At 62.5% G+C, this 26,200-nt stretch carries 24 protein-coding genes and 4 tRNA genes; 20 read left to right on the top strand and 8 right to left on the bottom strand.

The features are described from left to right. Positions 1–44 precede the first annotated feature (44 nt). On the top strand, positions 45–1,265 hold the full coding sequence (locus CXY70_RS13330) for an ammonium transporter (RefSeq protein WP_104192818.1): 1,221 nt from the start codon (positions 45–47) through the stop codon (positions 1,263–1,265). Positions 1,266–1,322: 57 nt separating this feature from the next. Here CXY70_RS13330 and CXY70_RS13325 read toward each other — a convergent pair whose 3' ends face one another. Next, complete coding sequence (locus CXY70_RS13325) at positions 1,323–2,504, bottom strand: MarP family serine protease (protein ID WP_104192817.1); 1,182 nt, start codon at positions 2,502–2,504, stop codon at positions 1,323–1,325. A 204-nt stretch (positions 2,505–2,708) separates the two neighbouring features. Between CXY70_RS13325 and CXY70_RS13320 the strand changes: the two genes are divergently transcribed. After that, on the top strand, positions 2,709–3,440 hold the full coding sequence (locus CXY70_RS13320) for a YqjF family protein (RefSeq protein WP_104192816.1): 732 nt from the start codon (positions 2,709–2,711) through the stop codon (positions 3,438–3,440). Positions 3,441–3,510: 70 nt separating this feature from the next. After that, a complete protein-coding gene (locus tag CXY70_RS13315) occupies positions 3,511–4,080 on the top strand; it encodes a hypothetical protein (protein ID WP_104192815.1) in 570 nt (189 codons plus the stop codon). 85 nt (positions 4,081–4,165) lie between these two features. Here the strand turns inward: CXY70_RS13315 and CXY70_RS13310 are convergent, their stop codons facing one another. The 3 genes from CXY70_RS13310 to CXY70_RS13300 form a co-directional block, all read right to left on the bottom strand. Further along, positions 4,166–4,816: an SDR family oxidoreductase gene (locus CXY70_RS13310; RefSeq protein WP_104192814.1), complete on the bottom strand. Its 651-nt coding sequence runs from the start codon at positions 4,814–4,816 to the stop codon at positions 4,166–4,168. Between the two features lie 41 nt (positions 4,817–4,857). After that, a complete protein-coding gene (locus tag CXY70_RS13305) occupies positions 4,858–5,565 on the bottom strand; it encodes a M50 family metallopeptidase (protein ID WP_104192813.1) in 708 nt (235 codons plus the stop codon). Between the two features lie 156 nt (positions 5,566–5,721). Then, positions 5,722–5,797: transfer RNA gene (locus CXY70_RS13300), tRNA-Val, on the bottom strand. 236 nt (positions 5,798–6,033) lie between these two features. Here CXY70_RS13300 and CXY70_RS13295 point away from each other — a divergent pair. The 3 genes from CXY70_RS13295 to CXY70_RS13285 all read left to right on the top strand — a co-directional run bounded on the left by CXY70_RS13295 (position 6,034) and on the right by CXY70_RS13285 (position 6,352). Further along, positions 6,034–6,105, top strand: a tRNA-Gly gene (locus CXY70_RS13295). 58 nt (positions 6,106–6,163) lie between these two features. Then, a tRNA-Cys gene (locus CXY70_RS13290) sits at positions 6,164–6,237 on the top strand. Between the two features lie 43 nt (positions 6,238–6,280). Continuing rightward, positions 6,281–6,352 (top strand) — tRNA-Val (locus CXY70_RS13285). A gap of 189 nt (positions 6,353–6,541) precedes the next feature. Here the strand turns inward: CXY70_RS13285 and CXY70_RS13280 are convergent. Further along, positions 6,542–7,549, bottom strand: a complete 1,008-nt coding sequence (locus CXY70_RS13280) for an Ig-like domain-containing protein (RefSeq protein ID WP_233205934.1) — start codon at positions 7,547–7,549, stop codon at positions 6,542–6,544. A 300-nt stretch (positions 7,550–7,849) separates the two neighbouring features. Between CXY70_RS13280 and thrS the strand changes: the two genes are divergently transcribed. The 13 genes from thrS (at position 7,850) to CXY70_RS13215 (ending at position 21,705) form a co-directional block, all read left to right on the top strand. Further along, a complete protein-coding gene (thrS, locus tag CXY70_RS13275; RefSeq protein WP_233205933.1) occupies positions 7,850–9,793 on the top strand; it encodes a threonine--tRNA ligase in 1,944 nt (647 codons plus the stop codon). Position 9,794: 1 nt separating this feature from the next. Beyond that, entirely contained in the window at positions 9,795–10,403 is a 609-nt protein-coding gene (locus CXY70_RS13270) for an HIT domain-containing protein (RefSeq protein ID WP_233205930.1), read from the top strand. 102 nt (positions 10,404–10,505) lie between these two features. Continuing rightward, a complete protein-coding gene (gene pdxS / locus CXY70_RS13265) occupies positions 10,506–11,408 on the top strand; it encodes a pyridoxal 5'-phosphate synthase lyase subunit PdxS (RefSeq protein ID WP_104192810.1) in 903 nt (300 codons plus the stop codon). Between the two features lie 11 nt (positions 11,409–11,419). Further along, positions 11,420–12,061 (top strand): pyridoxal 5'-phosphate synthase glutaminase subunit PdxT, encoded by a 642-nt coding sequence (gene pdxT, locus CXY70_RS13260; protein WP_233205929.1) that lies wholly within the window; start codon positions 11,420–11,422, stop codon positions 12,059–12,061. Positions 12,062–12,136: 75 nt separating this feature from the next. Further along, positions 12,137–12,691, top strand: coding sequence for a DUF1697 domain-containing protein (locus CXY70_RS13255; RefSeq protein WP_104192809.1), 555 nt, complete (start codon positions 12,137–12,139; stop codon positions 12,689–12,691). A gap of 128 nt (positions 12,692–12,819) precedes the next feature. Further along, positions 12,820–13,584: a YebC/PmpR family DNA-binding transcriptional regulator gene (locus tag CXY70_RS13250; RefSeq protein WP_104129021.1), complete on the top strand. Its 765-nt coding sequence runs from the start codon at positions 12,820–12,822 to the stop codon at positions 13,582–13,584. 4 nt (positions 13,585–13,588) lie between these two features. After that, positions 13,589–14,215 (top strand): crossover junction endodeoxyribonuclease RuvC, encoded by a 627-nt coding sequence (ruvC, locus tag CXY70_RS13245; RefSeq protein ID WP_104192808.1) that lies wholly within the window; start codon positions 13,589–13,591, stop codon positions 14,213–14,215. Beyond that, positions 14,212–14,880 (top strand): Holliday junction branch migration protein RuvA, encoded by a 669-nt coding sequence (gene ruvA / locus CXY70_RS13240; RefSeq protein ID WP_104192807.1) that lies wholly within the window; start codon positions 14,212–14,214, stop codon positions 14,878–14,880. Before ruvC ends, ruvA begins: the two co-directional genes overlap by 4 nt. Before the next feature lie 35 nt (positions 14,881–14,915). Further along, positions 14,916–15,926, top strand: a complete 1,011-nt coding sequence (ruvB, locus tag CXY70_RS13235; protein ID WP_104192871.1) for a Holliday junction branch migration DNA helicase RuvB — start codon at positions 14,916–14,918, stop codon at positions 15,924–15,926. A 113-nt stretch (positions 15,927–16,039) separates the two neighbouring features. After that, positions 16,040–16,426, top strand: coding sequence for a preprotein translocase subunit YajC (gene yajC / locus CXY70_RS13230; protein WP_104192806.1), 387 nt, complete (start codon positions 16,040–16,042; stop codon positions 16,424–16,426). Positions 16,427–16,541: 115 nt separating this feature from the next. Then, positions 16,542–18,263 carry a protein translocase subunit SecD gene (gene secD, locus CXY70_RS13225; protein ID WP_104192805.1) on the top strand — a complete coding sequence of 574 codons (1,722 nt, stop codon included), beginning with the start codon at positions 16,542–16,544 and terminating at the stop codon, positions 18,261–18,263. After that, positions 18,263–19,276 carry a protein translocase subunit SecF gene (gene secF / locus CXY70_RS13220; protein WP_104192804.1) on the top strand — a complete coding sequence of 338 codons (1,014 nt, stop codon included), beginning with the start codon at positions 18,263–18,265 and terminating at the stop codon, positions 19,274–19,276. The genes secD and secF overlap by 1 nt, the downstream gene beginning before the upstream one ends. A 173-nt stretch (positions 19,277–19,449) precedes the next feature. Further along, complete coding sequence (locus tag CXY70_RS13215) at positions 19,450–21,705, top strand: bifunctional (p)ppGpp synthetase/guanosine-3',5'-bis(diphosphate) 3'-pyrophosphohydrolase (RefSeq protein ID WP_104192803.1); 2,256 nt, start codon at positions 19,450–19,452, stop codon at positions 21,703–21,705. Here the strand turns inward: CXY70_RS13215 and CXY70_RS13210 are convergent. The 3 genes from CXY70_RS13210 to CXY70_RS13200 form a co-directional block, all read right to left on the bottom strand. Continuing rightward, positions 21,702–22,310: a type IV toxin-antitoxin system AbiEi family antitoxin gene (locus tag CXY70_RS13210; protein ID WP_104192802.1), complete on the bottom strand. Its 609-nt coding sequence runs from the start codon at positions 22,308–22,310 to the stop codon at positions 21,702–21,704. The genes CXY70_RS13215 and CXY70_RS13210 overlap by 4 nt on opposite strands. Before the next feature lie 112 nt (positions 22,311–22,422). Further along, a complete protein-coding gene (locus CXY70_RS13205; RefSeq protein WP_104192801.1) occupies positions 22,423–23,655 on the bottom strand; it encodes a DUF349 domain-containing protein in 1,233 nt (410 codons plus the stop codon). 110 nt (positions 23,656–23,765) lie between these two features. Beyond that, positions 23,766–24,560: a peptidylprolyl isomerase gene (locus CXY70_RS13200; protein ID WP_104192800.1), complete on the bottom strand. Its 795-nt coding sequence runs from the start codon at positions 24,558–24,560 to the stop codon at positions 23,766–23,768. 108 nt (positions 24,561–24,668) lie between these two features. Here CXY70_RS13200 and CXY70_RS13195 point away from each other — a divergent pair, with 108 nt between their 5' ends. Further along, the gene (locus CXY70_RS13195) at positions 24,669–26,009 is read left to right on the top strand and encodes a replication-associated recombination protein A (RefSeq protein ID WP_104192799.1); all 1,341 of its coding nucleotides are present in this window, start codon (positions 24,669–24,671) and stop codon (positions 26,007–26,009) included. Positions 26,010–26,200: the final 191 nt, after the last annotated feature.

The raw sequence follows: 26,200 nt of genomic DNA, 5'->3' as shown, positions 1-26,200 counted from the left end.
CTCGCGCTACGCCCTGCACCTTTGAGACGCGTGAGGACAATTCTATGGAAACCGGAAGCATTGCATGGGGGCTGACCGCCACCGCGCTCGTGTTGTTTATGACACCGGGGGTCGCCTTCTTTTACGGCGGACTGGTCAAGGCTAAGAGTGTCATCAGCATGATGATGATGAGCTTTGGTGCACTGGGCCTCATCAGCGTTTTGTGGATCCTGTACGGCTACAACATGAGTGCCGTGAACGGTCCCACCGAATTCGCCGGCAATCCGTTCTCCGACTTCGGTCTCGGCGAGCTCGCCATGGGAGAGACGGGCAGCATCGACCTGCTCGGTGCCACCTACGGGGCGACCTTCGCGATCATCACCGTTGCCCTCATCAGCGGCGCCGTTGCCGACCGGGCGAAGTTCGGATCCTGGATGATCTTCGCGGGTATCTGGGCAACCCTCGTCTACTTCCCGGTCGCAGCCTGGGTCTGGGGTGGCGGCTGGATCATGACGCTCGGTGACACGTTGGGTCTCCCCGGCGTCATTGACTATGCCGGTGGTACCGCGGTGCACATCAACGCCGGTGCCGCAGCTCTCGCCCTCGCCCTGGTTCTCGGCAAGCGCGTCGGGTTCCAGAAGGGCATCACCAAACCGCACAATGTACCGCTCGTGCTCATTGGCGCCTCGATCCTCTGGTTTGGCTGGTTTGGTTTCAACGCCGGTGCTGAATGGCTCAATGGCCTCGCCAATGTCGGCATCATTGTGATCAACACCCTCGGCGCCACGGCAGCGGCCATCCTCGCCTGGATGCTCGTCGAGAAGTTCAAGGACGGTAAAGCCACTTCGGTTGGCGCCGCATCGGGTGCTGTGGCCGGCCTCGTCGCCATCACCCCGGCCTGCGCCAACCTCGAACCGGGTTGGGCGCTCTTGCTCGGTGGGCTCTCCGGCGCCGTTTGCGCCCTCGCCGTTGAACTCAAATTCGAGCTCGGCTTCGACGACTCGCTCGACGTCGTCGGCATTCACCTCGTCGGTGGCATCATCGGCACCCTCTACCTTGGCTTCTTCGCCATCAACACCGGACTCTTCACCGGCGGCGACCTTGGTCAGCTCGCCGTGCAGGCCATTGCAGGCTTTTCGGTTCTCGTCTACTCCTTCATCGTTGCGTACCTGCTCGGTCTTGCGATCGAGAAGACCATCGGCTTTCGCATTAAGAACGAAGATGAACTGGCCGGAATCGACACAAGCGTGCACGGCGAGGAGGGCTACGCCCTCGAGCGTGTCTAGCTTCTGGCTTTGCCGGTTAGGCCTGGGCTGTTCCCGCGGGCAAGCGGATGCCCTGGCTCAGCCGCGAACGCAGGTTCCGGATGATACCGGGGAGCTCAGGCCGGGCGCCTGGCTGATAACCGGCTGCACCTCTTCGAGCGCGAGGGCATAGCCGACGTTATCGGTGTTGGACGCCTTGGCAAAGACAACGCCGACCACCAGACCGGATTCGCTCAGGAGCGGTCCGCCCGATTCGCCCTGCTGCACGTCCGAAGCCAGGGTGTACACCTGTCGTGGCGTCGGGTCCTGACCATAAATGTCGGCCACGTTGATGGTGCCGATCGAGATGACCTGCGTCGGGTCGGAGACATACGGCCCTCCGAAGGGATACCCGTCGGCGGCCGCGCCGCTGCCCGCTGGGAGATTTGCGCCGACGGGCAGCGGTAGCGCACCGAGCCCGGGCACCGAAATGATGGCGAGGTCGTCGACCGGGTCAAAGTACACGATCTCGCCGGCCATTGTTTCGCCCGTCGGCGTTTCCACGACGGGCTCGCCCACTCCGGCGACGACGTGCGCGTTCGTGATGACGCGGCCGTCGGAGACGACGAAGCCACTTCCGGACTGGCTCTGCCCGCAGGCGTAGGCCGTTCCGGTGATGCGCACGACCGACTGCGCGGCCACGGCCAGTGCCGGGCTGCTCGTGTCAGCTTCGGCGGCATCCGGTGTCGGTCCCGTGAATGCGTCGACGATACGTGGCAGGCCCTGCTGCACGGCCACGGAGCGCAGCTCAGCCATGAGCGCCTTGACCGGGTCGGGGGTGAACGAGTCAATGCCTGACACGACGGTGGAGGAGGCGATGGCAGGGGACAGGAACGGGATGCCGAGGGAGCCGATGCTGAACGCGACCATCGACGCCACGAGGGCCGAGGCGACGGCGGCGAATACAGCGCCCAGCACGCGGTTGATGGCACCGAGGGGAGAGCGCTTCTTTCTGCGCCCCACCATGCCTCCCGCGGAGGTGCCCAGCGAATGTCCGATGAGCACGAGCACGATCGCCACGGCGATGGTGGCTGGTGTGCGCCATTGCGCCGCAGGTACCCAACTGCCCACCAGGGGAACCACAAAGAAGGCGGCAACTCCGCCGGCCACAGCGCCGACGATGCCGGTGAGGCTCTGCAGCAGTCCGCTGCGGTAGCCGTTGACGAGGGCAACGAACAAGACCAAGATCAGTAAGAGGTCGAGAACAGTCGAGCCCGGCATCCTTCTCCCTCATCCACTATTTCATGTATTGCTTCAAAACGATTTCGTCTTGTTCATGTTTACACAGGCCGCCTCCGCGATTGCTGAGCAGACGTGGCTTCCGACCCTCATTCCCGGGTGATCAACAGGCGTAGACACGAGCCAGCGAGTACCGTGAGCCACACCCCGCGAAATTCTCAGTGAAAAATTCTGTGAAAGGATCCCGTGTCGAACGCCGAGGCTTATCCCATTTCGGCGATCGCACCGCCCCTGGCGGGGCGGGCGTCGGCGAGCCAGCGCTGGTCGCATCTGGTGTTTCTACACTGGCGAGTGGATGCGGCCCTGGTCGCGCCGCTGCTGCCGAAAGGCCTTGTACCCGATGAATACGACGGGTCGAGCTGGGTCGGCCTGATTCCGTTTGTGCTTGATCGGGCGACCATTTTCGGCAGCCCGCCAATACCGTACTTCGGCACCTTTGTCGAAGTGAATGTGCGCCTCTACGCTGTCGACTCCGCTGGCCGTCGCGGTGTCGTTTTTGTGTCACTGGAAGCCAGTCGCCTCGCGGCCGTGTTGGCCGCCCGCGCCCTGTTCTCGTTGCCCTACGTCTGGTCGCACACCCGTCTCGCAGTCGATTCCGGCCAGTACCGGTACAGCTCGACGCGACACGGGGACCGCAGTAAGCGCACAGAGATCGTGGCGCGGCCGGGTCGAGACGCCGTCGTTGATAATCCATTGGCGGACTTTCTCACCGCGCGATGGGCGTTGTTCACGAGCATCCGTGGTCGGACCGTGCATTTGCGCAACCACCACGCGCCATGGCCGTTGTTCGGGGCCGACCTGGTCAGTCTCGATGACACCCTGTTGGCCGTGGCCGGTTTCGCCGGGCTCGCCGACCGCGCGCCCGATTCTGTGCTCTATTCGCCCGGCATCACGACCTGGTTCGGCCGGGGAAACTGACGACGCCGGCACTCAGAAAGATCTGGAAAAATGTTGATCACAGACGATTCCACAAAAGGAGTAGAACACCATGGGATTTCTTGACTTTCTGCTGGGCCGCAAGGAGCAATCACCCACGAACGACCGGTCAAACCAGCGAAACGGCGCCCCCGCGCGTAGCGATGATGAGATTGCAGTCGAACGGTACCAGTACCTGCTGCGCACGGCTCCACCCGAAACCATTGAAGCGGTGCACACCGAGGCGTTCTCGAAGCTGACCGACGAGCAACGCGACATTCTCTTTCGCCAACTCACCGAGAACGTCGAACCGAGCGAGCGCCCGGCCGACGCCGCACCGGCCACCCTCGCCCAGGCCGCAACCCGGGCCGAACTGCGTCAGCCGGGTACGCTGAACCGTTCGTTTGGAAACCAGAACGGAATGGGCTTCGGGGGCATGATGGGCAGCTCACTGCTGGGCACCGTAGCCGGATTCGTCATTGGTTCAGCATTGGTGAGCGCCTTTATGCCGATGGACGGCGGCGGCACCGATGCCGGCGCGGACGCCAACACCGAAACCAACGCCGACGCCGCGAGCGATGCGGGTGGCGACTCCGGCGGAGATTTCGGTGGCGGCGACTTCGGTGGGGATTTTGGCTTCTGAGCTTGTCAGCTGCTCGGCTTGTCAGCTGCTCGGCTTGTCAGCTGCTTGGCCCGTCAGATGCTTGGCCCGTCAGTGTCGGACCCCGTTAGTGGGTAGCGGCTATGGCCTCGCCGATCGGCACCTCGCCGTCGGTGAATTCGATGAAAGCGCCCACGGTATTTTCGTTGGCCAGCACGGCCGCGGCAACGAGCGCCACGTTCTCGCGTGAGGTGGTACCACTCGCATCAGAGCCTGCGTTGATGGAGCCCGTCGCGGCGTTCAGGGTTAACGTGCTCGGTCCGAGGATGGTCCAGTTCAGCGAGGTGGCGCGCAGATAGTCATCGGCGGCGGCCTTGGCCTCGTAGTAGGCAAACATGCCATCGTCGGGGGAGGCCCCGTGATCGGCACGTGACCCCTGGTACGACACCATCACATAGCGGCCGACGTGGGCTTGCGCGGCAGCGTCCATGGAGCGGATGGCCGCGTCCCGGTCAACGGCGTAGGTGCGCTCTGCGGTGCCTCCGCCGGCGCCGGCCGACCAGACCACAGCATCGTGTCCGGCGAGCGCTTTGGCCATTTCGTCTGCCGAGAGGTGCTCGACATCCGCTACGAGCGGCGTCGCGCCGGTCGCCGAGACGTCTTTGACGTGTTCGGGGTTGCGGATGAGCGAGGTGACCTCATGTCCCGCGGTCATGAGCAAACGGGCCAGGTGGAGGGCAACTTTTCCGTGTCCGCCGATTATCGCAATTTTTGTCATGCTTCCAGCCTCCCACGATTGACTGAAAGCGAGTCTTAGATTCAAAGAAAGCCGAGCAGTCGTGCGCTCTGGACCACGCAGAGCAGTTGCACGACGATGAACACGGCCACCCAGAAAATACCCGGAATGTGGGTGAGTCTCGCCAACTGATCGGCGTCCGACGAGGAGCCGGACCGTCGCGACCGGGATTGTTGCAGTTCGAGGGACGTGCGCAGCGAACCGAGAAGGAGAGTCAGGGTGACCAGCAGCGCAAAAACACCCTGCACCCGGGGCGACCCAAACCAGGAGACACCAAACACCACAGCGCCGGTGACGGCAACCGACCAGAGCCCGAACCAATTGCGAATCTGCACGAGCAGCACAGCCAGCAGTAGGAGAAGTACCCATAACAGGCCCACGTCGTAGCCCAAACTGAGCAACCAAGCCGCGCCGAGGCCGAGCAGCGCAGCGGCCGGGTAGCCGGCCAGCAGGGTAAAGATCATGCCGGGGCCAGTCGGGCGTCCGCGACTCACGGTGAGCCCGGACGTGTCCGAATGCAGTCGGATGCCGCCCAGCCGCCGCCCACTCAGCACGGCGACGACACCGTGCCCGCCTTCGTGCACGATCGTGATGGCGTGGCGAGAGAGGCGCCAGAGCGGAGGAAAGAGCACAATCAGAGCGGCTGCTGCCACGGTCAGCCAGGCGATGAGCGGTTCCAGCATGGCGTGCGGTGTCGTCATGCGTTGCCAGATGTCGAGAAGCACGTCCATGTCTCTCAGACTAGGTTGCTCCGTTCGACACTTAACCCATCTCGTGAGAGGGGCAATCCGTTGTTCCGGACCGAGTGAGACGACTATCCCGCTCTCGCAGCATGGCGTTAGCGTGCCAACACGAAAGCCCCGATTTCTCGGGGCTTTCGTGTTTCGTGGTGGGCGATGCGGGACTTGAACCCACGACCTCTTCCGTGTGAAGGAAGCGCGCTACCAGCTGCGCCAATCGCCCAAACTTCATCTGCACGCATAAACCAAGGTTGCTGCCTGCGACTTTTGATACTAGCCCAGACTTGCCTGCCGAAGCACATCGACGCTGCTCCGGGTGTGGCGCGCGCGTCCCAGCGCTCTCAAGCCGGGCTGCCAAGCGTTCTGCAGTACCTGATGCAACACGCCGTAAACGGCTCGGTTTGGTTTCCGTCTGGCTATTCGGCTAGAGTCTTCAAGTACGCAGAAATGCGGACAGTTGCGGATGTGGCGCAGTGGTAGCGCATCACCTTGCCAAGGTGAGGGTCGCGAGTTCGAATCTCGTCATCCGCTCAAATGAACTGGAATCGGTCGAAAGGCCGGTTCCAATTCGTTTGGTATGAACCCACATGGTGGATTGGCCGAGAGGCGAGGCAGCGGCCTGCAAAGCCGTTAACACGGGTTCGAATCCCGTATCCACCTCCATTCTTTGTGCACGTCCTGAAGAATAGATAGTTCCCAGAATCTTGGGCGATTGGCGCAGCGGTAGCGCGCTTCCCTGACACGGAAGAGGTCACTGGTTCGATCCCAGTATCGCCCACAAAATATTTTCAGCTGAATGAGAGCCCCGGTCATCCGGGGTTTTTTTCTGCCCAGATTCGGCGCGCAACGATGACCGGCCTGAGAGCAGTGGGACCACTGCGCCCATCTTGTCATTGGACTATCGAGGGAATCGGTGGAGGTGTGGTGGCCCAGGCCGGACGTCGCAGGCTGAGCCCGCACATTTCTGCTACCGAATTACCCGTACGATTTTCGGCACGGTCAACGTCTGAGCGAACTTCGGCGTGCCCAGGTAGCGGGCTATCAGCGCGTGAGTGCCGACCTTGAGCGACGTGTACGTGAACGAGGCTGAACCGTTCTTGAGCGCTACGCGGCTGCCGACCTTTGTTGTTATGTCGTAGAACTGCACGAAACCGGTCACCGTGGCGGTGCCCGAGCGCGGAGCGAATTTCGCCACAGCCCTGACAGCGGTGCCGACTTTGACCTCACCCCTCGGCGACACACTCAGCGTTCCGGCCACCTTGGCGGCCGCGGCGGTCTTCGCCAGAACCGTGACCGTCACCACTGGCGACGTCGACGAATCGTAGAACACGGCGAAACTTTTCGCGGTAATGCGGTGCACCCCCACCGACAGGCTCGTCGTGGTCAACGTGGAGTGCCATTCGCCAAACACCTGGTCGCCGACCAGCGGCTGGCCGTTGTCGAAGAAGGAAATCTCCTCGCCGAAAAGCGGAGTACCCAACGCTCGACCCTTGCTGTCCGTGACGTCCGCCGTAAAGGTGATCGATTGCCCGGCCGTGATAGTGCCAGACGGCTTCGCGATCAGCGTGGTCTTCGTATCCGGGCCGATCGGCACAACGTAGTCAAAGGTTTTCGAGGCTGGAGCAAAGTTCGCATCCCCGAGGTAGTCCACGCGAAACTGGCGCGTTCCTGCCACGCTGGGCTGGGCGTCGGAATAGAAAACGCCAACCGTATCGCTGGGCAAGAGTTCCTGTGTATCAGTGGGGCTGCCCGGTTCGAGAGACACGACTCGCACGGATCCCGTCGGAACGCCAGAGGCGGGGGCGACAGCTGATATCTCGCCATAAACGGATGCGCGTTGCCCGGCGAAGAAAAAGTCGTACGTGCCGGCCACGATACTGACCGTGCCCCGCCCCGTGGAAATGGCCGAGACATCCGTTGCAGCGGACGCCGCTGGCACGCCGATGAGGGCGCCGAGAACGACGACGGTAGGCATCACCAGTGCGGGAAGGTGCCAAAAACGCCTCGCTCCCAAACGAGTGGAGTTAGACGGGTGCGATGAAGGTGCCATGGGTCGTTTCCTTGCTGTCGGCGGTGATCGGGTTCTCAAATCACGGCCAAAGTACTCCAAAATTGGCTCGGGGAGAAGGGCGTGCGGGCGTGATCAACGCCGAGACAGAGCGCGACCGACGAGCGCGCCCGCGCACGCCGCTAAAGTTAACGGGTAGGCAAACAACAGGGAGTTATACACGTGGCTGACGGCTTTGCGCTTTTCACCGATCGATCCGTTGTCGCAATGCGCGTCAATGGTGAGTTGAAAGACCTGGCGGCCACCGTGTTGCCGACGGATGCTGTCGAACCGGTCAGCATAAATTCTCCCGACGGCCTCAGCATTCTTCGCCACTCGGCCGCCCACGTTCTGGCCCAGGCAGTGCAGACGGTGAACCCGACCGCCAAGCTCGGCATCGGCCCGCCCATCACCGACGGGTTCTACTACGACTTCGACGTCGAGGTTCCATTCACCCCCGATGACGTGAAGTCACTGGAAAAAGCGATGGATCGCATCATTCGTCAGGGGCAGCGCTTCGTGCGCCGAGTCGTGACCGACGACGAAGCCCGAGCTGAACTGGCTGCCGAACCGTACAAGCTCGAGCTCATCGGGCTGAAGGGCGGCTCCACCACCGAAGACAACGAGTCCGTCGAGGTCGGCGGCGCCGAGCTCACCATCTACGACAACGTTGACCCGAAGACGGGGGAGACGCTCTGGAAAGATCTCTGCCGCGGCCCGCACCTGCCCAACACCCGCATGATCGGCAACGGCTACTCGCTCACCCGCCTGGCCGCCGCGTACTGGCGCGGCTCTGAGAAGAACCCGCAGCTGCAGCGCATCTATGGCACCGCCTGGCCCACCAAGGACGAACTACGCGCCTACCAAACCCGCCAGGAAGAGGCCGCCAAGCGCGATCATCGCAAGCTTGGCGCCGAACTCGACCTGTTCAGCTTTCCGGAAGAGATCGGTTCCGGCCTGGCCGTGTTCCACCCCAAGGGCGGCATTATTCGACAGGAGATGGAGAGCTACTCCCGCAAGCGCCACGTTGAAGCCGGCTACGACTTCGTTTACTCGCCGCACATCACCAAGTCGACCCTGTTCGAAACCTCGGGCCACCTCGACTGGTACCGCGAAGGTATGTTCCCGCCGATGCACCTCGACGAGGAACGTGACGATAGCGGCCATGTCACCCGCCAGGGCGTCGACTACTACCTCAAGCCGATGAACTGCCCGTTCCACAACCTCATCTTCAAGTCGAGTGGCCGCAGCTACCGCGACCTGCCGATGCGCCTGTTCGAATTCGGCTCGGTCTACCGCTACGAGAAGTCCGGGGTGCTCAACGGGCTCACCCGGGTGCGCGGTATGACGCAGGACGACGCCCACATTTACACGACCAAGGAAGGCATGAAAGAGGAGCTCACGAGCACCCTCAATTTCGTGCTGCATCTGCTCGCCGATTACGGCCTTGAAGACTACTACCTCGAACTGTCCACGAAAGACCCAAAGAAGTTCGTCGGCAGTGACGACGCCTGGGACGAAGCCACTGAGACGCTCCGTGAGGTCGCCGAGGCATCCGGTCTCGACCTGGTCGCCGACCCGGGCGGGGCGGCGTTCTACGGTCCCAAGATCTCGGTGCAGGCCAGGGACGCCATCGGGCGTACCTGGCAGATGTCGACCATTCAGCTCGACTTCAACCTGCCAGAACGGTTCGACCTCGAATACACCGCGAACGACGGCAGCCGCCAACGCCCGGTCATGATCCACCGCGCCCTGTTCGGCTCGATCGAACGCTTCTTCGCCGTGCTCACCGAGCACTACGCCGGGGCATTCCCCGTCTGGCTAGCCCCGGTACAGGTTGTCGGCATCCCCGTCTCCGAGCAGTACGGTCCGTACCTCGATGACGTGATCGCAACTTTGAAGAAGGTCGGCGTGCGCGCTGAGGTCGACCATTCCGACGACCGCATGCAAAAGAAGATCCGCACGCACACCAAGGCGAAAGTGCCCTACCAGCTCATCGTCGGCGAGGATGACCAGGCCAACGGCGCGGTGAGCTTTCGCTTCCGCGACGGCACGCAGCAAAATGGGGTGCCGATCAAGGAGGCGGTGCGTCTCATCGTGGAATCGATCAAGAACCGCGCGCAGGTCACCACGAGCCCGGTTGCCTTGATCGCGGCCGAGGCACAGGCCTAGCATGATGGGAATCCCGGCCGATCGGCTGCGCGGGTCGGACGCTGGCGACGGGCGTGCGAGCGAAACCGCTGCCGACTTCGCTTCGGTTCCGGACGCCTTCCAACGGCTCTGGACACCGCATCGGATGGTCTACATCCAGGATGGGCAACAGCCGCACCCGGATGACTGCCCGTTCTGCATCGCTCCGAGTCTGGACGACGAGAAAGCGCTGATCGTGGCGCGCGGCACCCACGCCTATGTACTCCTCAACCTGTTTCCGTACAACAGCGGCCACGTGCTCGTCTGCCCGTATCGGCATGTCGCCACCTACGACCAGGCCACACCGGAAGAGATCGCCGAGATCGGCGAGCTCACCCAGATCGCGATGCGGGTGCTCACCAACGTGTCGAACTGTGACGGATTCAACATCGGTATGAATCAGGGGCGCATCGCCGGGGCCGGTATCGCCGAGCACCTGCACCAGCACATCGTGCCACGCTGGGCCCTCGACTCGAACTTCTTTCCCATCATCGCCGGCACCAAAGCTATTCCGCGTCTGCTCGGCGACGTGCGTCGCGACATTGCCGAGGGCTGGCCTGGTGCCACGACCGCGGCTGCAGCGCCCCGCTAACCCGATGAACAATTACTGTGTGCTGGGGCGCACCCAGTCTTTCCGCGTCATAGCACCCGCCGCCGACCAGACCACCACCGCGCAAGGAATAGGATTATAGCTATGACTGAATCAACCTCCGCCGAGCAGTTCGGATCGAGCCGCGTCAAGCGCGGACTCGCCGAAATGCTCAAGGGCGGCGTCATCATGGACGTCGTCACCGCTGCCCAGGCTCGTATTGCTGAAGACGCCGGCGCTGTCGCCGTCATGGCTCTCGAACGCGTTCCCGCCGACATCCGCTCACAGGGTGGCGTGGCCCGCATGAGCGACCCCGACCTCATCGACAGCATCATCGCCGAGGTCAACATTCCGGTCATGGCGAAGGCCCGCATCGGCCACTTCGTTGAGGCCCAAATTCTTGAGGTGCTCGGCGTCGACTACATCGACGAGTCCGAAGTGCTCAGCCCGGCCGACTACCTGAACCACATCGACAAGTGGAACTTCACCATTCCCTTCGTTTGTGGCGCCACCAACCTCGGCGAGGCGCTTCGCCGCATCACCGAGGGCGCGGCCATGATCCGTTCCAAGGGTGAAGCTGGCACCGGCGATGTCTCCGAAGCCACCAAGCACATCCGCACCATCAACGGCGAGATCAAGCGCCTCACCTCGATGAGCCGCGACGAACTGTATGTTGCGGCCAAGGAACTGCAGGCACCGTACGAGCTCGTCGCCGAGATCGCCTCGACCGGCAAGCTGCCCGTCGTGCTGTTCACCGCCGGAGGCGTAGCCACCCCGGCTGACGCCGCCATGATGATGCAGCTCGGCGCTGACGGCGTGTTCGTCGGCTCCGGCGTCTTCAAGTCGGGCAACCCCGAGCAACGCGCTGCGGCCATCGTCAAGGCGGTCACGTTCTACGACGACGCCAAGGTCATCGCGGATGTCTCGCGCGGCCTCGGTGAAGCCATGGTCGGCATCAACGTGTCCGACATTCCCGCGCCGCACCGCCTCGCCAGCCGCGGCTGGTAGCCGGGCCGTTCGTGGCGATTCTCTCCGTGGGCACCCGACCGGCTGAAACCGCTGTACCGCCAGGGCTGCGGGTCGGGGTGCTTGCCCTTCAGGGGGATTTTCGCGAGCACGCGCAGGTGTTGCGCAAACTCGGAGCGAACGTCTATCTGGTGCGTCGCCCGGAAGAACTCGACCAAATCGACGGTCTGGTCATTCCGGGCGGCGAATCGAGCGTCATGGACAAGCTGGCTCGCACGTTCGGCCTCGCCGAGCCGTTGCGGGCTGCTATCCGGGGCGGCCTGCCGGTCTACGGCACCTGCGCCGGCCTGATCATGCTTGCCGACACGATTCTCGACGGCATGAACGGCCAGCAGGGTTTCGGCGGACTTGACATCGCAGTGCGCCGCAACGCTTTCGGCTCGCAGACGGCCTCTTTTGAGACCGACCTCGACATTCCCGCGCTCGGTCAGGAGCCGGTGCACGCCGTGTTCATTCGAGCGCCGGTCGTGGAGACCATCGGTGCGCGGGCGACCGCGCTGGCCAGCCTCGACGACGGGCGCTGCGTCGCCGTCGAGCAGGGCAACCTGCTCGGAACCTCTTTTCACCCGGAAATCACCGGCGAATATCGTTTTCACCAGTATTTTCTACAGAAATTGGTTGCTGCCGCCCGGTAAGTAGTCGGCTCAATTGTGCCGGGCGCGAGAGTGTGGCTAGGGTTCAGACATGACTCAGACAACCGGTGGTCAACGATGACCCGTTACGTAGCACTACTCCGTGGCATCAACGTCAACGGCATCACCATAACCATGGCCGATCTTGCCGACACATTTCACGAACTCGGCTACACCGACGTCAAAACGGTGTTGGCGAGTGGCAATGTGATCTTCAGCATCGACAGTCCGCTCGTTGATAAAGCGGATGCCGCCGCCCTCAAGGCCCGCATCGAGGGGGCTCTGACCGCTCGGTTTGAGTACGATGCGTGGATTGTGCTCGTCGACGCTGAATCGCTCGACCGGATCGTTCGCGCGTACCCCTTCGACGCGGGCCGCGACGGCTGGCATCCGTATGTGATGTTTTCCTCGGATCCTGGTCATCTCAGCGAGCTTGCCGGGCACCGCAAAGAACTTGAGGTCGCCGAGGAACGCATCGAACTCGGCCACGGTGTGCTGTATTGGGAGGTTCGCAAGTCGGTCGGGATCAAGAGTGCTTTCAGCAAGAAGAGTGCCAAACTTAAGTACCGCGACACGACGACCACCCGCAACCTGCATACCCTGCACAAGCTGCTGGAAGTCACTGCGGGATAGACTGATTCGGCGCCTAAGCGTGCACCGACCACGCACTGCCGCCGCTCGCCGCATTACGGCCAATTGGCCACGGGCCGCCGGCACCTGCTGCACCACAGTGAACGATCGAGCACAACAACGGGAGATGTATGTCCGGGCATTCCAAATGGGCCACCACGAAGCACCAGAAGGCGGTCACCGACTCCAGGCGGGCCAAAGCGTTCGCCAAGCTCATCAAGAACATTGAGGTGGCGGCTCGACTGGGCGGCGCTGACCTCTCGGGTAACCCGACGCTGGTCGACGCTATTCAGAAGGCCAAGAAGACGTCGGTACCCAACGACAACATCGACCGCGCGGTTAAGCGCGGCGCTGGCCTGTCTGGCGAGCAGGTCGACTACACAACCATCATGTACGAGGGTTACGCCACGCACGGTGTTGCGATCATGATCGAGTGCCTCACCGACAACAAAAACCGCGCCGCGGCCGAGGTTCGCACCGCGATGGCCCGCAACGGCGGAGCCATGGCCGATCCGGGCAGCGTCGCCTACAACTTTCACCGCAAGGGCGTCGTTGTGGTCAAGCACCTGCCGACGCTGACCGAAGACGACATCATGCTTGCCGTTCTCGATGCCGGCGCCGAAGAGGTCATCGACGAGGGTGAGACGTTCGAGATTCACTCGAATGTGAGCGACCTCGTCGCCACTCGTACCGCGCTGCAGGCCGCCGGAATCGACTATGAGTCAGCGGACATTGCGTTCATTCCCTCGCTCAAGATCGAGGTCGATGCAGAGACCGCCCGTAAGGTGTTCCACCTGATCGACGCAATGGAAGACCTCGACGACGTGCAGAACGTGTACTCCAACTACGACCTGTCCGCCGAGGTACAGGCCGCACTCGCGAGCGAGTCCGAGTAATTCGATGGCGGTACGGGTTCTCGGCATCGACCCGGGTCTCACCCGCTGCGGTGTAGGCGTGGTCGACGTCGAGGGTAACCGCTCAGCTCGCCTGGTGGACGTGACCGTGCTGCGCACCGCACCCGACCTGCCCCTCGAGCAGAGGCTGCTGCTACTGGCCGAGGGTCTGGAAGACATGCTCGACCGCCATCGGCCGCAATTTATTGCCATTGAACGCGTCTTCGCCCAGCACAACGTGCGCACCGTCATGGGCACCGCGCAGATCAGCGGGGTCGCCCTGCTGCTCGCCGCGAAGCGCGGCCTGCCGGTGACCCTGCACACCCCGAGCGAAGTGAAAGCCGCCATCACCGGCTACGGTGCCGCCGATAAAAAGCAGGTCGGCACAATGGTCGCCCGCATCCTTGGGCTAACCGAGATTCCCAAACCAGCCGACGCAGCGGATGCCCTCGCCCTCGCGATCTGCCACGCCTGGCGTACCGGGGCATCTGGTGGCACGCTGCCTACCGTAACGTCGGTGAAAGCGTCCACCGTCACGCCCGCTGCCCTCACCCCGGCACAGAAGGCGTGGCGCGATGCCGAACGAGGATTGGTACCAGCGGTGTCGGCGGTGCCCCGTAGTCTTAAGCGGTGATCTCTTCCGTACGTGGCCTTGTCCTTTCAGCCGTCGGCTCAACCGTCGTGATCGAGGTCGGCGGAGTCGGCCTCGCCGTGCAGGTGACGCCGGCCATAGCACTCGGCCTGCGCATCAACGAGGAAGCCCGGCTGGTGACCATCCTCATCGTGCGGGAGGATTCCCTCACGCTCTATGGCTTTTCCACCGGTGACGAACTCGAGGTCTTTGAACTGCTCGTCGGTGTGACCGGTGTAGGCCCCAAGTCCGCTCTCGGCGTGCTTGCAGTACTCACCCCTAACCAGATCGCGCAGGCTGTCGCCGGCGATGACGACGGCGTCTTCCGCAAGGTCAGCGGCATCGGACCGAAAACCGCAAAACTCATCGTGCTTTCCTTGGCCGGCAAACTCGCCGTCACGGCCGCGAGCACGCCGACCCGCCAGCCCGGGGTCCGATCGGTCGCTGCGAGCGTGCAGGCTGCCCTGATCGGCCTCGGCTGGTCGGAGCGGATCGCGGCCGAGGCGGTCGACGAAACCCTGTCCGAGCTGGCGGATGCCGCCGGTACAGACTCCGCGCCGCCGGCGGTTGCCGCTGTGCTCCGGCTGGCACTCGGACGTTTGGGCCCGGCAGCGCACCACGCTACCGGCTCTGCAGCCGCCGCGAGCAACGGAACGTCTCGCTCGTGACAACCGATCCTGACATCGAAAACTCCGTCGTCAAACTGGTCGACCCCTCGCTTGAAAGCGAGTCAGAGCTTGCCTTCGAGGGGGCCTTGCGCCCGGTGAGTCTGGCCGAATTCGTCGGCCAGAAAAAGGTTCGTGGGCAGCTAGAGCTGCTGCTGACCGCCGCAACGATGCAGAATCGCACACCCGATCACATCCTCCTGGCCGGTCCTCCCGGCCTCGGCAAGACCACCCTGGCCATGATCGTCGCGTACGAGGGTAACCGTCCGCTGCGCATGTCGAGTGGTCCAGCCATTCAACACGCCGGCGACCTCGCGGCCGTGCTTTCTTCCCTGGTGCCCGGCGAGGTGCTCTTTATCGACGAGATCCACCGCATGGCACGTTCCGCCGAAGAGATGCTCTACCTCGCCATGGAGGACTTTCGCATTGACATTATGGTCGGCAAGGGCGCCGGTGCTACTTCGGTTCCGCTCGACCTGGCCCCGTTCACCCTGGTCGGTGCCACCACCCGTTCCGGTCTGCTGCCGAACCCCTTGCGCGACCGATTCGGTTTCACAGCCCATCTCGAGTTCTACGCTGAGAGCGAGCTCGAACAAGTTCTGGCTCGTGCAGCACTTTTAATCGACCTGCCGATCAAAAAAGATGCCCTGGCCGAGATCGCCGGACGGTGCCGCGGCACACCGCGCATCGCGAACCGCCTGCTGCGCCGGGTCCGTGACTATGCGCTCGTGCACGGGGGAGCGGCCGACATTGCGGCGGTACACGCGGCACTCGAGCTGTATGACGTCGATGCGATCGGTCTCGACCGCCTCGACCGTGAAGTCATGAAGATCATTTTGACCCGGTTCGGGGGAGGGCCGGTGGGGCTCAACACCCTGGCCGTGTCGGTCGGTGAAGAGTCCGAAACGGTGGAGGCGGTCGTCGAGCCGTTCCTGGTAAGGATAGGCTTCCTCACGCGCACCCCGCGAGGGCGGGTTGCCACGAGCGCAGCGTGGCAACATTTCGGTCTGACCCCTCCTCAGGGCAGTGCGACCCTTCTTGATCTATAATTCAATTTGGTCCATCTGTCTATAGCCTTAGTCCAGAAGGTATCTGCCCGCACAAGCGGGCCTCATCACAAGCTTCGGCCACCCGTGCCGCAATCGAAAGGTAATACCGCTTTATGGATTCATTGACTCTCGTCATGTTGGCCGTTTTGGCCGTTCTCGTCTTCTTCATGTTCCGCAATGGCCGTAAGCGCAAGAAAGACCAGGAAGCACTGCAGGCCACCATGGTTCCCGGCGCCGACGTTATGACCAACTTCGGCATGTACGGTACCATCATCGCCATCGATGAAGAGGCCAACAAGGTCGAACTGCAGATCGCCCCCGGCGTCGTTGTCGAAATCCACCGTCAGACCATCGCCCGTGTGGTGGAGCCGGTAGTGGCCGATGTCCCCGAGGACTCCAGTGTTGATAGCATCGACTCGCTCACCGAGCCGGAATTCGGCCAGCGCGTTGCCGATGTCGACACCGACACCACGGACCAGCCCAAAAAGGGTGACGCGTAGTTTCTAATTTTTACGCAATACTCGCTTGGCACCACAGTAAAACAACGCACGTACTGCAACACGCGGCGCGCCCACGCATTATGGCGTGGGCGCCAACAGAAAGCTGAGTTCATAGGTGGCTAAGTCCTCTCCGGTCAAGAAGGCCTGGCGATCCCTGACCTGGCTTGGCGTGATTATCGTCGCCCTCATCGCCCTCAACGCTTTTGGCGTGTTTACCCAGAACGGATCGTGGACGCCGAAACTGGCCCTTGACCTCGCGGGCGGAACGCAGATCATTCTCGCCCCGCAAGTTGAGAGTGGTGCGACGGTTACCTCTGAACAGTTGGGCGAAGCGGTCGGTATCATCCGCCAGCGTGTGAACTCCTCTGGTGCCTCCGAGGCGGAGGTCAATACTCAGGGCGGACGAAACATCGTCGTATCGATTCCCGGTACCCCCGATGACGCCACCCTGGAACGTATCAAGTCGTCGGCAAAGCTCGAGTTTCGGGCGGTGCTCGTCGCCGGTCAACCGTCCGGCCAGACCGTCGGTGCTGACGGCACCGCAACACCGACGCCGCAAGCTCCCGTCGATCCGAGCCTGTCGACCACTCCCGCCGTCGCACCGACCAACGCAAGCGACCTCAACTACGTCACCCCCGCACTCCAGGCAGAGTACGACGCCTTCGACTGCAGCAAAATCAACTCCACCAATGTGGCGCCGGCCAACCGGCCCCTGATCACCTGCGAAACGGATGGATCCGTCAAGTACATCCTCGGTCCGGTCGAGGTGGACGGGTCCACAATCGCCGACGCGACCAATGGCCAACAAACGACGCAAAACGGCGCAACCACGGGCGAGTGGGCCGTCAATATCGTCTTCAACAATGATGGAACCTCGAAGTTCGCTGACGTCACCACCCGGTTGTTCGACCTCACCGGTGTGCAGAACCAGTTTGCAATCGTGCTCGACGGCCATGTCATCTCTGCCCCGACCACCCAGGCCGCCATCCTCGATGGCAAGCCACAGATCACCGGGTCATTCGATCAGGACAGTTCAAAAGCGCTGGCAGACCAGCTCAAGTTCGGTGCCCTTCCGATCAGCTTCACCGTGCAAAGCCAGGACACCATTTCGGCGACGCTCGGGTCGACGCAACTCCTCAATGGGCTGATCGCCGGCCTGATCGGTCTGATCCTCGTCGTCCTGTACTCGCTCGCCCAGTACCGTCTTCTCGGGATGATCACGGTTGCGTCTCTAGGCGTGGCTGCGGTGATCACGTATCTGCTCATCACCATTTTGTCCTGGCGCGACGGCTATCGCCTGTCCCTGGCCGGTGTAGCCGGTTTGATCGTGGCTATCGGTATCACTGCCGACTCGTTCATCGTGTACTTCGAACGTGTTCGTGATGAGCTGCGCGACGGTCGCGGGCTGGAGTCCTCGGTCGAAGCTGGCTGGAAGCGGGCTCTCCGTACCATCGTCGCCTCTGACGTCGTCAATTTTCTTGCCGCTGCCGTGTTGTTCGTGCTCGCCGTTGGCAACGTGCGCGGTTTCGCGCTGACGCTTGGCCTCACGACGATCGTCGACCTGCTCGTGGTCAGTTTGTTCACCCACCCGATGCTGCAGCTGGTCGCTCAGACGAAGTTCTTCAATGAGGGCCACAAACTCAGCGGGCTGGATCCGCGCGCGCTCGGGGCCGTCTACCGCGGACGGGCCCGATTTGAGCCGTCCGCGTCGGTGTCGGCTTCCAAGGTCTCTTCCTCGAGCAAAGAGGCAGCGAAGCGACAAACCATCGCCGAGCGTAAAGCCTCAGAGCTCGTGAGCACCAGCACTGAACGATCGACGGACAGGAAGGATTCCTGATGGCCAGCTTCTCGAAATTTGGAAATGACCTCTACACGGGCGCTCGTTCGCTCAATATCGTCGGGCGTCGGAAGCTCTGGTACTTGATCGCCGGAGGAATGGTCCTCATCGCCCTGGTCGGTCCGTTCCTGTTGCGCGGCGGTTTCGTTTTCGGTATCGAATTCACCGGGGGCAGCGAGTTCGTTGTCTCGCAGACGACCAGCCAGTCGGAGACCACGGCAACGGATGCCGTCGCGAGTGTTGTTCCAGACGCCGTGCCGAAGGTCTCCACCGTCGGCTCTGACGGTGTGCGGATCCAGACCGATCAGCTCTCGGAAGCAGAGACCACGGGGGTGCGTGACGCTCTCGCCGCTGGCTACAACGTTCCAGTCCGTGAGGTTGCCACCTCGTTTATCGGTGCGACCTGGGGGCAGGACATCACCGGGCAGGCTCTTCGTGCCCTGGTCGTGTTCCTCGTGCTGGCCGGAATCATCATGGCGATCTACTTCCGCACCTGGAAGATGTCCGTGGCAGCCATGGTCGCCCTGCTGCACGACCTCGTGATCACTGCGGGCTTCTATGGGATAACCGGTTTTGAAATCACGCCGGCGGCAGTAATTGGGTTTCTCACGATCCTTGGGTACTCGCTCTATGACACCGTCGTTGTTTTCGACAAGATTCGCGAGAATACGAATTTCGATGGGTCAGGCTCAAGCCGAACCTTCTCTGAGTCGGTGAACCTCGCCGTCAATCAGACGCTCGTGCGTTCCATCAACACCTCCGTCGTGGCGGCCCTGCCCGTGGCATCCATTCTGTTCATCGGTGCATTCGTTCTGGGCGCCGGCACCCTGCGCGACATCTCGCTCGCTCTGCTCATCGGAATCCTGGTCGGCACTTATTCGACCATCTTCATCGCGTCACCGATGTATGCCCAGCTGCGAAATGGTGAGGATGTCATTCGTAAACACGACAAGAAGGCCCTCGCCGCGCGCGCCAAGGCTTCAGCTCCGACCGCGGAGAGCGTTACGGCGTAGTTGCAGGAATCTCTGTGATGTAGAGCGGCCAGCCCTTTCGGGCTGGCCGCTTCGTCGTGTGATCGACACATGATCGCTGGGGGCGTAAGGGCAACCCTCGCAGAACCGGCATAATTGACACTACGCACACCCGCCCGCGTATCTCCGCAGGGCGTGAAGTACGAGGTGAGACTATGACGGACACGACGACCCCCTCTCCGGCGTCGCTGCGCCGTTTAGTTCCGCGCATATTCTCCCGGGCGCAGCCTGCCGGTGCCGTCGATCGCTTGATCAAGACGGTACGGCTGAATCACCCAAAGGTTGATCTGTCGATCATCGAGCGCGCGTATACCGCCGCCGAGCGAGCACACGACGGTCAACTGCGTCGGAGCGGCGAGCCGTACATCACCCACCCCGTCGCCGTGGCGCAGATTTTGGCTGATCTCGGTATCGGTACCAAGACCATCGCTGCTGCTTTGCTGCACGACACCGTGGAGGACACGGAATACACCCTCGACGCCCTGCGGGCCGACTTCGGCGATGAAATTGCGATGCTGGTGGATGGGGTCACCAAGCTCGACAAGGTGAAATACGGCGACTCGACCCAGGCCGAGACCGTACGTAAGATGATCGTCGCAATGTCTAAAGACATTCGGGTACTCATCATCAAACTCGCCGACCGACTCCACAATGCGCGCACTTGGGGCTTCGTTCCCAATGAATCCGCAGTGCGAAAAGCTACAGAGACTTTGGAAATCTACGCGCCCCTCGCGCACCGTCTCGGAATCCAGACCATCAAATGGGAACTCGAAGACCTTTCTTTTGCGGTGCTGTACCCCAAGCTGTACGCCGAAATTGAAAGTCTGGTCAAGCAGCGCACGCCGCAGCGTGAAGAGTTCGTTCAGCAGGTCATCGACACCATCAACAACGATCTCAAATCGGCACGAATTCGCGGCAAAGTCGCCGGGCGACCCAAACAGTACTACTCGATCTATCAGAAGATGGTCGTGCGCGGCCGTGAGTTCGATGAGATTTACGACCTCGTCGGTATTCGCGTTCTCGTGAATTCCGTGCGGGACTGCTACGCGGTTCTGGGTTCCATCCACGCCCGGTGGACGCCGCTGCCCGGTCGGTTCAAGGACTACATCGCCACCCCGAAGTTCAACCTGTACCAGTCCCTGCACACGACCGTGCTCGGCCCCAGCGGTCGCGCTGTGGAAATTCAGATTCGCACCACCGAGATGCACCAGCGTGCTGAGTTCGGAGTTGCCGCGCACTGGAAGTATAAGGAACAGGTCAACGGCAAAAGTGCCGGCGGGCCAGGTCCCCAGAGCGACACCGATATGGCGTGGCTCGCGCACATCTCTGACTGGCAGGCCGAAACGGCCGACCCGGGAGAGTTCCTCGACTCCCTGCGTTATGAGATCGGCGCCAAGGAAGTTTACGTATTCACGCCGAAAGGCCGCGTCATTGGCCTGCCCTCCGGTGCAACGCCGGTCGACTTTGCCTATGCGGTGCATACCGAGGTCGGCCACCGCACCATGGGTTCCAAAGTCAACGGCAGACTGGTACCGCTCGAGAACGAGCTCATCACCGGCGACGTCGTCGAGGTGTTCACCTCGAAAAACCCTGACTCTGGCCCGAGCAAAGACTGGCTGAATTTCGTCAAGAGCCCCAGGGCTCGCAACAAGATCCGGCAATGGTTTACGAAAGAACGCCGCGACGAAGCTATCGAACAGGGCCGCGACGCCATTGCACGCGCGATGCGCAAGCAGAACCTCCCCCTGCAGAAGCTGATGAACCAGGACTCCTTCGCGGAGGTCGCGGCCCAGCTCAAGTACGAAGACGTCTCGGCGCTCTATGCCGCTGTTGGTGAGGGTCACGTTTCGACCCAGTCCGTGCTCGAAAAGGTTGTCTCCTCGGTGCAGAGCATCGAAGACAACGACAACAATGATTTTCCGGTCGCCGCGCGGGGGCGGACGCAGACCACCCGCAATGGAGATTCGGGAGTTCTCGTGCGCGGGGCGCCCGACATCCTGGTCAAACTGGCCCGGTGTTGTACTCCAGTGCCCGGCGACAAGATCGTCGGCTTCGTCACTCGTGGCGCTGGCGTCTCGGTACACCAGGCGGCCTGCCACAATGTGCAGTCGCTGCTCAAAGAACCCGAGCGCATGATCGAGGTCGAGTGGGCGCCCACCTCCAAGAGCCTGTTCCTCGTACACATACAAATTGAAGCTCTCGACCGTTCCGGGCTGCTCTCCGACGTCACCCGGGTGTTGTCGGAGCACCACGTAAACATTCTCTCGGCCACGGTCAACACCTCCAGCGCTCGCCTGGCGCTTAGCCGCTTCGTGTTCGAAATGGGCGATACTACCCATCTCGACCGCGTGCTGAACGCCGTGCGTCGCATTGATGCCGTTTACGATGTGTACCGGGTTAGCGACGGCTAACCCGCGGTGATGGGCGCGGCACCCCGCAGGCACTGTAGGCGCAAGGCCTGCAGGGGAGCCGTGACGGCTGCCAATCGCGCCACGGCGAGGGTGCCGTGGGCGGGGCTGCCTCGTTTGCAGAGGCGAATGGCGGCCGCGACATCGGGGTATTCGCCGTAGTGCAAAAGGCGGGCCAACAGGGCTGTGAGTCCCGCGGCCGGCGCAGTGCCGGGCGTGTAGCGCGCGAGATCGACCGCGGTGCGCAGGGGCGTGGTAACTCGTACCCCCGAGATGGTGCGAACATCGTCGGGAGAGCGCACGATTTCACGCACCTGTGCCCGCGGAGACCACACTGCGGTGGCGCGCGCGCTGATCAGCACACAGAACTGGTGGCGACGCGGCTCCGGTGCGACGCCGTAGATCCACGCGGCGGTGAGTTGTTCGGCGATGGCGCGGGGCGGGACCAGCTGGCTGGCGGCGATAGCGCGGGTATCGCATCCGTCTATCTCATCAATCACGCACCAGGAATCGGCGACTTGGAAGACCTGTCCGTCGAGGCGGGCGCTGTAGAGCTCGGTGAGCGGCAGGTCGTTTATGCTGAGCGGTCGTCCCGCTGAATTCGTCATGCCACCAGAGTGACGGTCCTACCCACTCAGAGGCCCAAAGGAGGACGATCTGTGGATAAAGTGTGAACTCCCGCGGAGTGTGTATAACTCCGCGGGAGGCCCTGCCGCTTTGCTACTGGCCGATCGCCTTCAGCCAGGCCTTACGGGCCTCGAGCGCTTCGGTGGCGTCCTTGATGGCGCGGGCGTTTTGCCCCTTCTGCGCCAGGGTCAGCTCAGCCTCGAGCTTGGCGATCGCGTCGTTCAGCTGGCCGGCCAGGCCCTCGGTGCGTGCCTTCGTCTCCGGGTTATTGTGCTTCCAATGGTCGTCATCGAGTTTGCGCACGACGGCTTCCACCTTGCGAAGACGGTCCTCAATCGGCTTGACCTGGTCCCGGGGAACCTTGCCGATGTCATCCCACTTGCGCTGGATCACGGTGAGCGTGTCACGCGCGGCGTTGCGGTCGCTCGTGGTCAGCAGGGTTTCGGCCTCGGCCAGCAGTTCGAGCTTGAGTACGAGGTTCGCGGAGAATTCCTCGTTGTCCTGAGCTTCGACTTCGCTTTTGACCGAGTAGAGCACGTCGCCGGCGGCCTTGAACTTGGCCCACATGGCGTCGTCCTGTTTCTTGCCGCTACGGCCGGCTTTCTTCCATTCGTCGAGCAGGTTTCGGTATGCTGAGACGCCATCGGCACCCTGCGGAGCGAGGGCCTCCGCCTGTTCGATCAGATGCTGCTTCTTGGTGCGAACGTCTTTGTGAGCGCTGTCAAGCTCGGCGAAGAACGCCTTGCGGTTCTGCTCGATCGTCGTACGTGCGGCACGGAAGCGTTTCCAGAGGTCGTTGGCCTCCCCCTTGGGAATGCGCGGGGCGTCGTGCTGGTGTGCTTGCCATTTGGCGAACAGGACGTCGAGAGCGGCGCTGGTCTGCTTCCACTGCGTCTTCGCCGGGTCTTCGGCGGCAAGACGCTCCGCCTCGGTCACGATCTCGGCCCGCTCAGCGACGGCGGCTGCGGATGCGGCCTTGGTCTCGATGCTTTGCTGCTCGGTGAGCTCACTGACGGCCCCGCCGAGGGCACCGAGACGCTCGGCCAGTGCGGCAAGATTGCCGACGGCGTTGGCGTTGGCAACGGCGACGGTGAGGTTGGAGACCGACTTGGCGATGTCCGCGGCCGGAGCGCCCCCCCTCGCGCGCTGTTCGAGCAGGGTTACCTGCCCGTTGAGCTCAACGTACTTGCGTTCGAAGTAGGCCAGGGCCTCTTCCGGAGTGGCATCCGGGTATTGGCCGACGGCGCGTTCGCCATCGGCTTCGCGCACGTAAACCGTGCCGGTTTCGTCTACGCGACCCCATGGTTGCTGATCTGTCGTAGTCAAGAGCCTCACCTTTGCTGAGTTGTTGTGTGTGGATCCGCGGGAGTAAAGAGTGCGGAGCCAGGAAATACCCTGATAAGCCTATTGCAATAGCGCAGGCGGGTCGATTGATCCTACTGAACTGTTATGCCCATAATGGTGGTCGGCACGACGGGCGAGGCGCCGCCTGCAGTGATTCCAGCATCCGTGATCTCGGCCTTGATCTGGTCGAGGCCGCTCGTGACCCGGCCAAGCACTGTGTAACCGCCCGCGCTATCGGCGGGGATGGTGCTGTCTTCGTAGACGATGAAGAACTGGCTGCCGTTGGAGAAGCCGTCGTTGCCGGAACGCGCCATGGCGAGGGTCCCTGCTGGATAAACGTCGTCGGTCGGGGCATTCTCCACCGGTCCGTAGCTGTAGTCGGGGCCACCGGTGCCATCACCCACCGGGTCGCCGCACTGCAGCACGAAAATACCCTCCACCGTTAGGCGGTGGCAGGTGAGCCCGTTGTAAAACCCGGTTTGAACGAGCTTGATGGTCGACGAAACTGCCTGCGGTGCCAGAGCACCATCGAGCTCGAATCCGACCGGAATGTCGTTGAGGGTCATGGTGCCGGTCCAGGCGCGACCTTCGGCCAGCGTGCTGGCGGGCACCACACCCGAATTGGCACCGGCGGCAGCGGTCGGCGGCGTGGTCGGGGTGTCGGTGGCCGCGGTGGTTGCTGCCGGAGTGCCTGGTCCGCCGTCAAAGTAGAACACCTGCGCGACCACGATGAGGGTCAGTACGACCAGCAGCCCGCCCCCGGCGATGAGATTGTCCCGCACGCGACGCTTTTTCTGGTGCTCGTGCACGGCCCGTCTGGCTTGGTAGGAACGAACGCGTCCGCGCTCTTCACGTGCCGCACGCTCGAGCTTGTAATTCGAAGCCACTTGGAACCCCTCCAGGGCCGTCGGGATTGGCGACGACCGAACAAAAAGCAATCAGGCGCCTCGTGCTCCCGACCTCGTAGAACTCTACGCACAAACTACGCTGTAAGAATGTCGGATGCTCAACCGGGTCTGCACAGCGGGCAGGCCCCCCTCGCCGTACGAATGCGCCCAAAAACACTTGACGAGGTCGCCGGCCAGCGCCACCTGCTGACGCCGGGTTCCCCGCTGGTGAGCCTCGCGAGCGACAAGACCGGGGAGCGCGGCAGCGTGTCGGTCATCTTGTGGGGACCGCCCGGTACCGGAAAAACCACGCTCGCGCAGGCCATAGCGCACAGCTCAGGGCGGCGGTTCGTCGAGCTGTCCGCTGTGACGGCCGGCGTACGTGACGTGCGGCAGGTGATGGAAGATGCCCGCACCAACCGCGATTTGTATGGCCTCGCGACGGTGCTGTTTCTTGACGAGATCCACCGCTTTTCCAAGGCTCAACAGGACACCTTGTTGCCGGGAGTCGAGAACGGTGTCGTCATTCTGGTCGCCGCGACCACCGAAAATCCATCATTCTCGATCATTTCTCCTTTGCTGTCGCGTTCTCTCTTACTCACCCTCGAAGTGCTCAGTGACGACGACCTCGGCATTGTTGTGGACCGCGCCGTCATCGACACGCGCGGCCTGGCCGACCGGTTTGAGCTGGACCCCGAAGCCCGCGGTGCGCTCATCCGCCTCGCCTCTGGTGACGCCCGGCGGGCGCTGACCGCGCTGGAGGCGGCATCCGTTTCAGCGGAGTCGACGCTGGAACCCGGAGCGACCGGCAAGCCCGTCATCACGACCGATATCGTCTCGCTCGCCGTTGATCGTGCCTTGCTTCGTTACGACCGGAATGGTGACGAGCACTACGACGTGATCAGTGCGTTCATCAAGTCGGTGCGCGGCAGTGACGTCGACGCTGCACTGCATTACCTGGCGCGAATGATCGAGGCCGGCGAAGATCCGCGGTACATTTGCCGCCGCATCATCGTTCTCGCCTCCGAGGACATCGGCATGGCCGACCCGCAATCGCTCCTCATCGCTGTAGCCGCCGCCGACGCCGTGCAACTAATCGGCATGCCCGAGGGCCGCATACCCCTGGCCCAGGCAGTCGTACACCTCGCAACTGCGCCCAAGTCCAACGCGGCCTACATGGCGCTTGATGCGGCGATCGCCGACGTGCGGGCCGGCAAGATGGGCCGAGTGCCCAAGGGCATGCGCGACGCGCATTACCCCGGCGCTAAACGACTCGGTCACGGCAAGGGGTACGTATACCCGCACAACGACGCGCTCGGCGTGGTCACCCAGCAGTATCCGCCGACCGAATTGAAAAACACCCGCTACTACGAGCCGACCGAGCACGGCCACGAACGCGACATTTCTGCGCGCCTGCTCAAAATCCGCAGAATAGTGCGCAATCAGTAACGGTGCGTCCGTGTGCTAGCCTTGTCTTCGCCTACAACTGGTTTCGGCATGCGGCTGCGTCCGTTTCCAGTTTGGAGGGGAATCGTTCTGTAGCCGAACTTCCCGTGGCACCCAATCCTCTGATCTCCCATGACGCAGTGCTGTAGCTATACGCACTCGCCCTGGTATCCCTGTTATTGAGTCCGATTGAA

Source organism: Cryobacterium sp. Y82 (assembly GCF_002929495.1).
Classification (GTDB): Bacteria; Actinomycetota; Actinomycetes; order Actinomycetales; family Microbacteriaceae; genus Cryobacterium; species Cryobacterium serini.
The sequence above is the reverse complement of the archived record's forward strand: the minus strand, read 5'-3'. Positions and strand labels throughout refer to the sequence as shown.

What these genes read in the sequence shown, in the direction of transcription:
- CXY70_RS13330 (WP_104192818.1), top strand. Translation starts at nt 45, where the DNA reads ATGGAAACCGGAAGCATTGCATGGGGGCTGACCGCCACCGCGCTCGTG.
- CXY70_RS13325 (WP_104192817.1), bottom strand. Translation starts at nt 2,504, where the DNA reads ATGCCGGGCTCGACTGTTCTCGACCTCTTACTGATCTTGGTCTTGTTC.
- CXY70_RS13315 (WP_104192815.1), top strand. Translation starts at nt 3,511, where the DNA reads ATGGGATTTCTTGACTTTCTGCTGGGCCGCAAGGAGCAATCACCCACG.
- CXY70_RS13310 (WP_104192814.1), bottom strand. Translation starts at nt 4,816, where the DNA reads ATGACAAAAATTGCGATAATCGGCGGACACGGAAAAGTTGCCCTCCAC.
- CXY70_RS13305 (WP_104192813.1), bottom strand. Translation starts at nt 5,565, where the DNA reads ATGGACGTGCTTCTCGACATCTGGCAACGCATGACGACACCGCACGCC.
- CXY70_RS13280 (WP_233205934.1), bottom strand. Translation starts at nt 7,549, where the DNA reads ATGCCTACCGTCGTCGTTCTCGGCGCCCTCATCGGCGTGCCAGCGGCG.
- thrS (WP_233205933.1), top strand. Translation starts at nt 7,850, where the DNA reads ATGCGCGTCAATGGTGAGTTGAAAGACCTGGCGGCCACCGTGTTGCCG.
- CXY70_RS13270 (WP_233205930.1), top strand. Translation starts at nt 9,795, where the DNA reads ATGATGGGAATCCCGGCCGATCGGCTGCGCGGGTCGGACGCTGGCGAC.
- pdxS (WP_104192810.1), top strand. Translation starts at nt 10,506, where the DNA reads ATGACTGAATCAACCTCCGCCGAGCAGTTCGGATCGAGCCGCGTCAAG.
- CXY70_RS13255 (WP_104192809.1), top strand. Translation starts at nt 12,137, where the DNA reads ATGACCCGTTACGTAGCACTACTCCGTGGCATCAACGTCAACGGCATC.
- CXY70_RS13250 (WP_104129021.1), top strand. Translation starts at nt 12,820, where the DNA reads ATGTCCGGGCATTCCAAATGGGCCACCACGAAGCACCAGAAGGCGGTC.
- ruvC (WP_104192808.1), top strand. Translation starts at nt 13,589, where the DNA reads ATGGCGGTACGGGTTCTCGGCATCGACCCGGGTCTCACCCGCTGCGGT.
- yajC (WP_104192806.1), top strand. Translation starts at nt 16,040, where the DNA reads ATGGATTCATTGACTCTCGTCATGTTGGCCGTTTTGGCCGTTCTCGTC.
- secF (WP_104192804.1), top strand. Translation starts at nt 18,263, where the DNA reads ATGGCCAGCTTCTCGAAATTTGGAAATGACCTCTACACGGGCGCTCGT.
- CXY70_RS13215 (WP_104192803.1), top strand. Translation starts at nt 19,450, where the DNA reads ATGACGGACACGACGACCCCCTCTCCGGCGTCGCTGCGCCGTTTAGTT.
- CXY70_RS13210 (WP_104192802.1), bottom strand. Translation starts at nt 22,310, where the DNA reads ATGACGAATTCAGCGGGACGACCGCTCAGCATAAACGACCTGCCGCTC.
- CXY70_RS13195 (WP_104192799.1), top strand. Translation starts at nt 24,669, where the DNA reads ATGTCGGATGCTCAACCGGGTCTGCACAGCGGGCAGGCCCCCCTCGCC.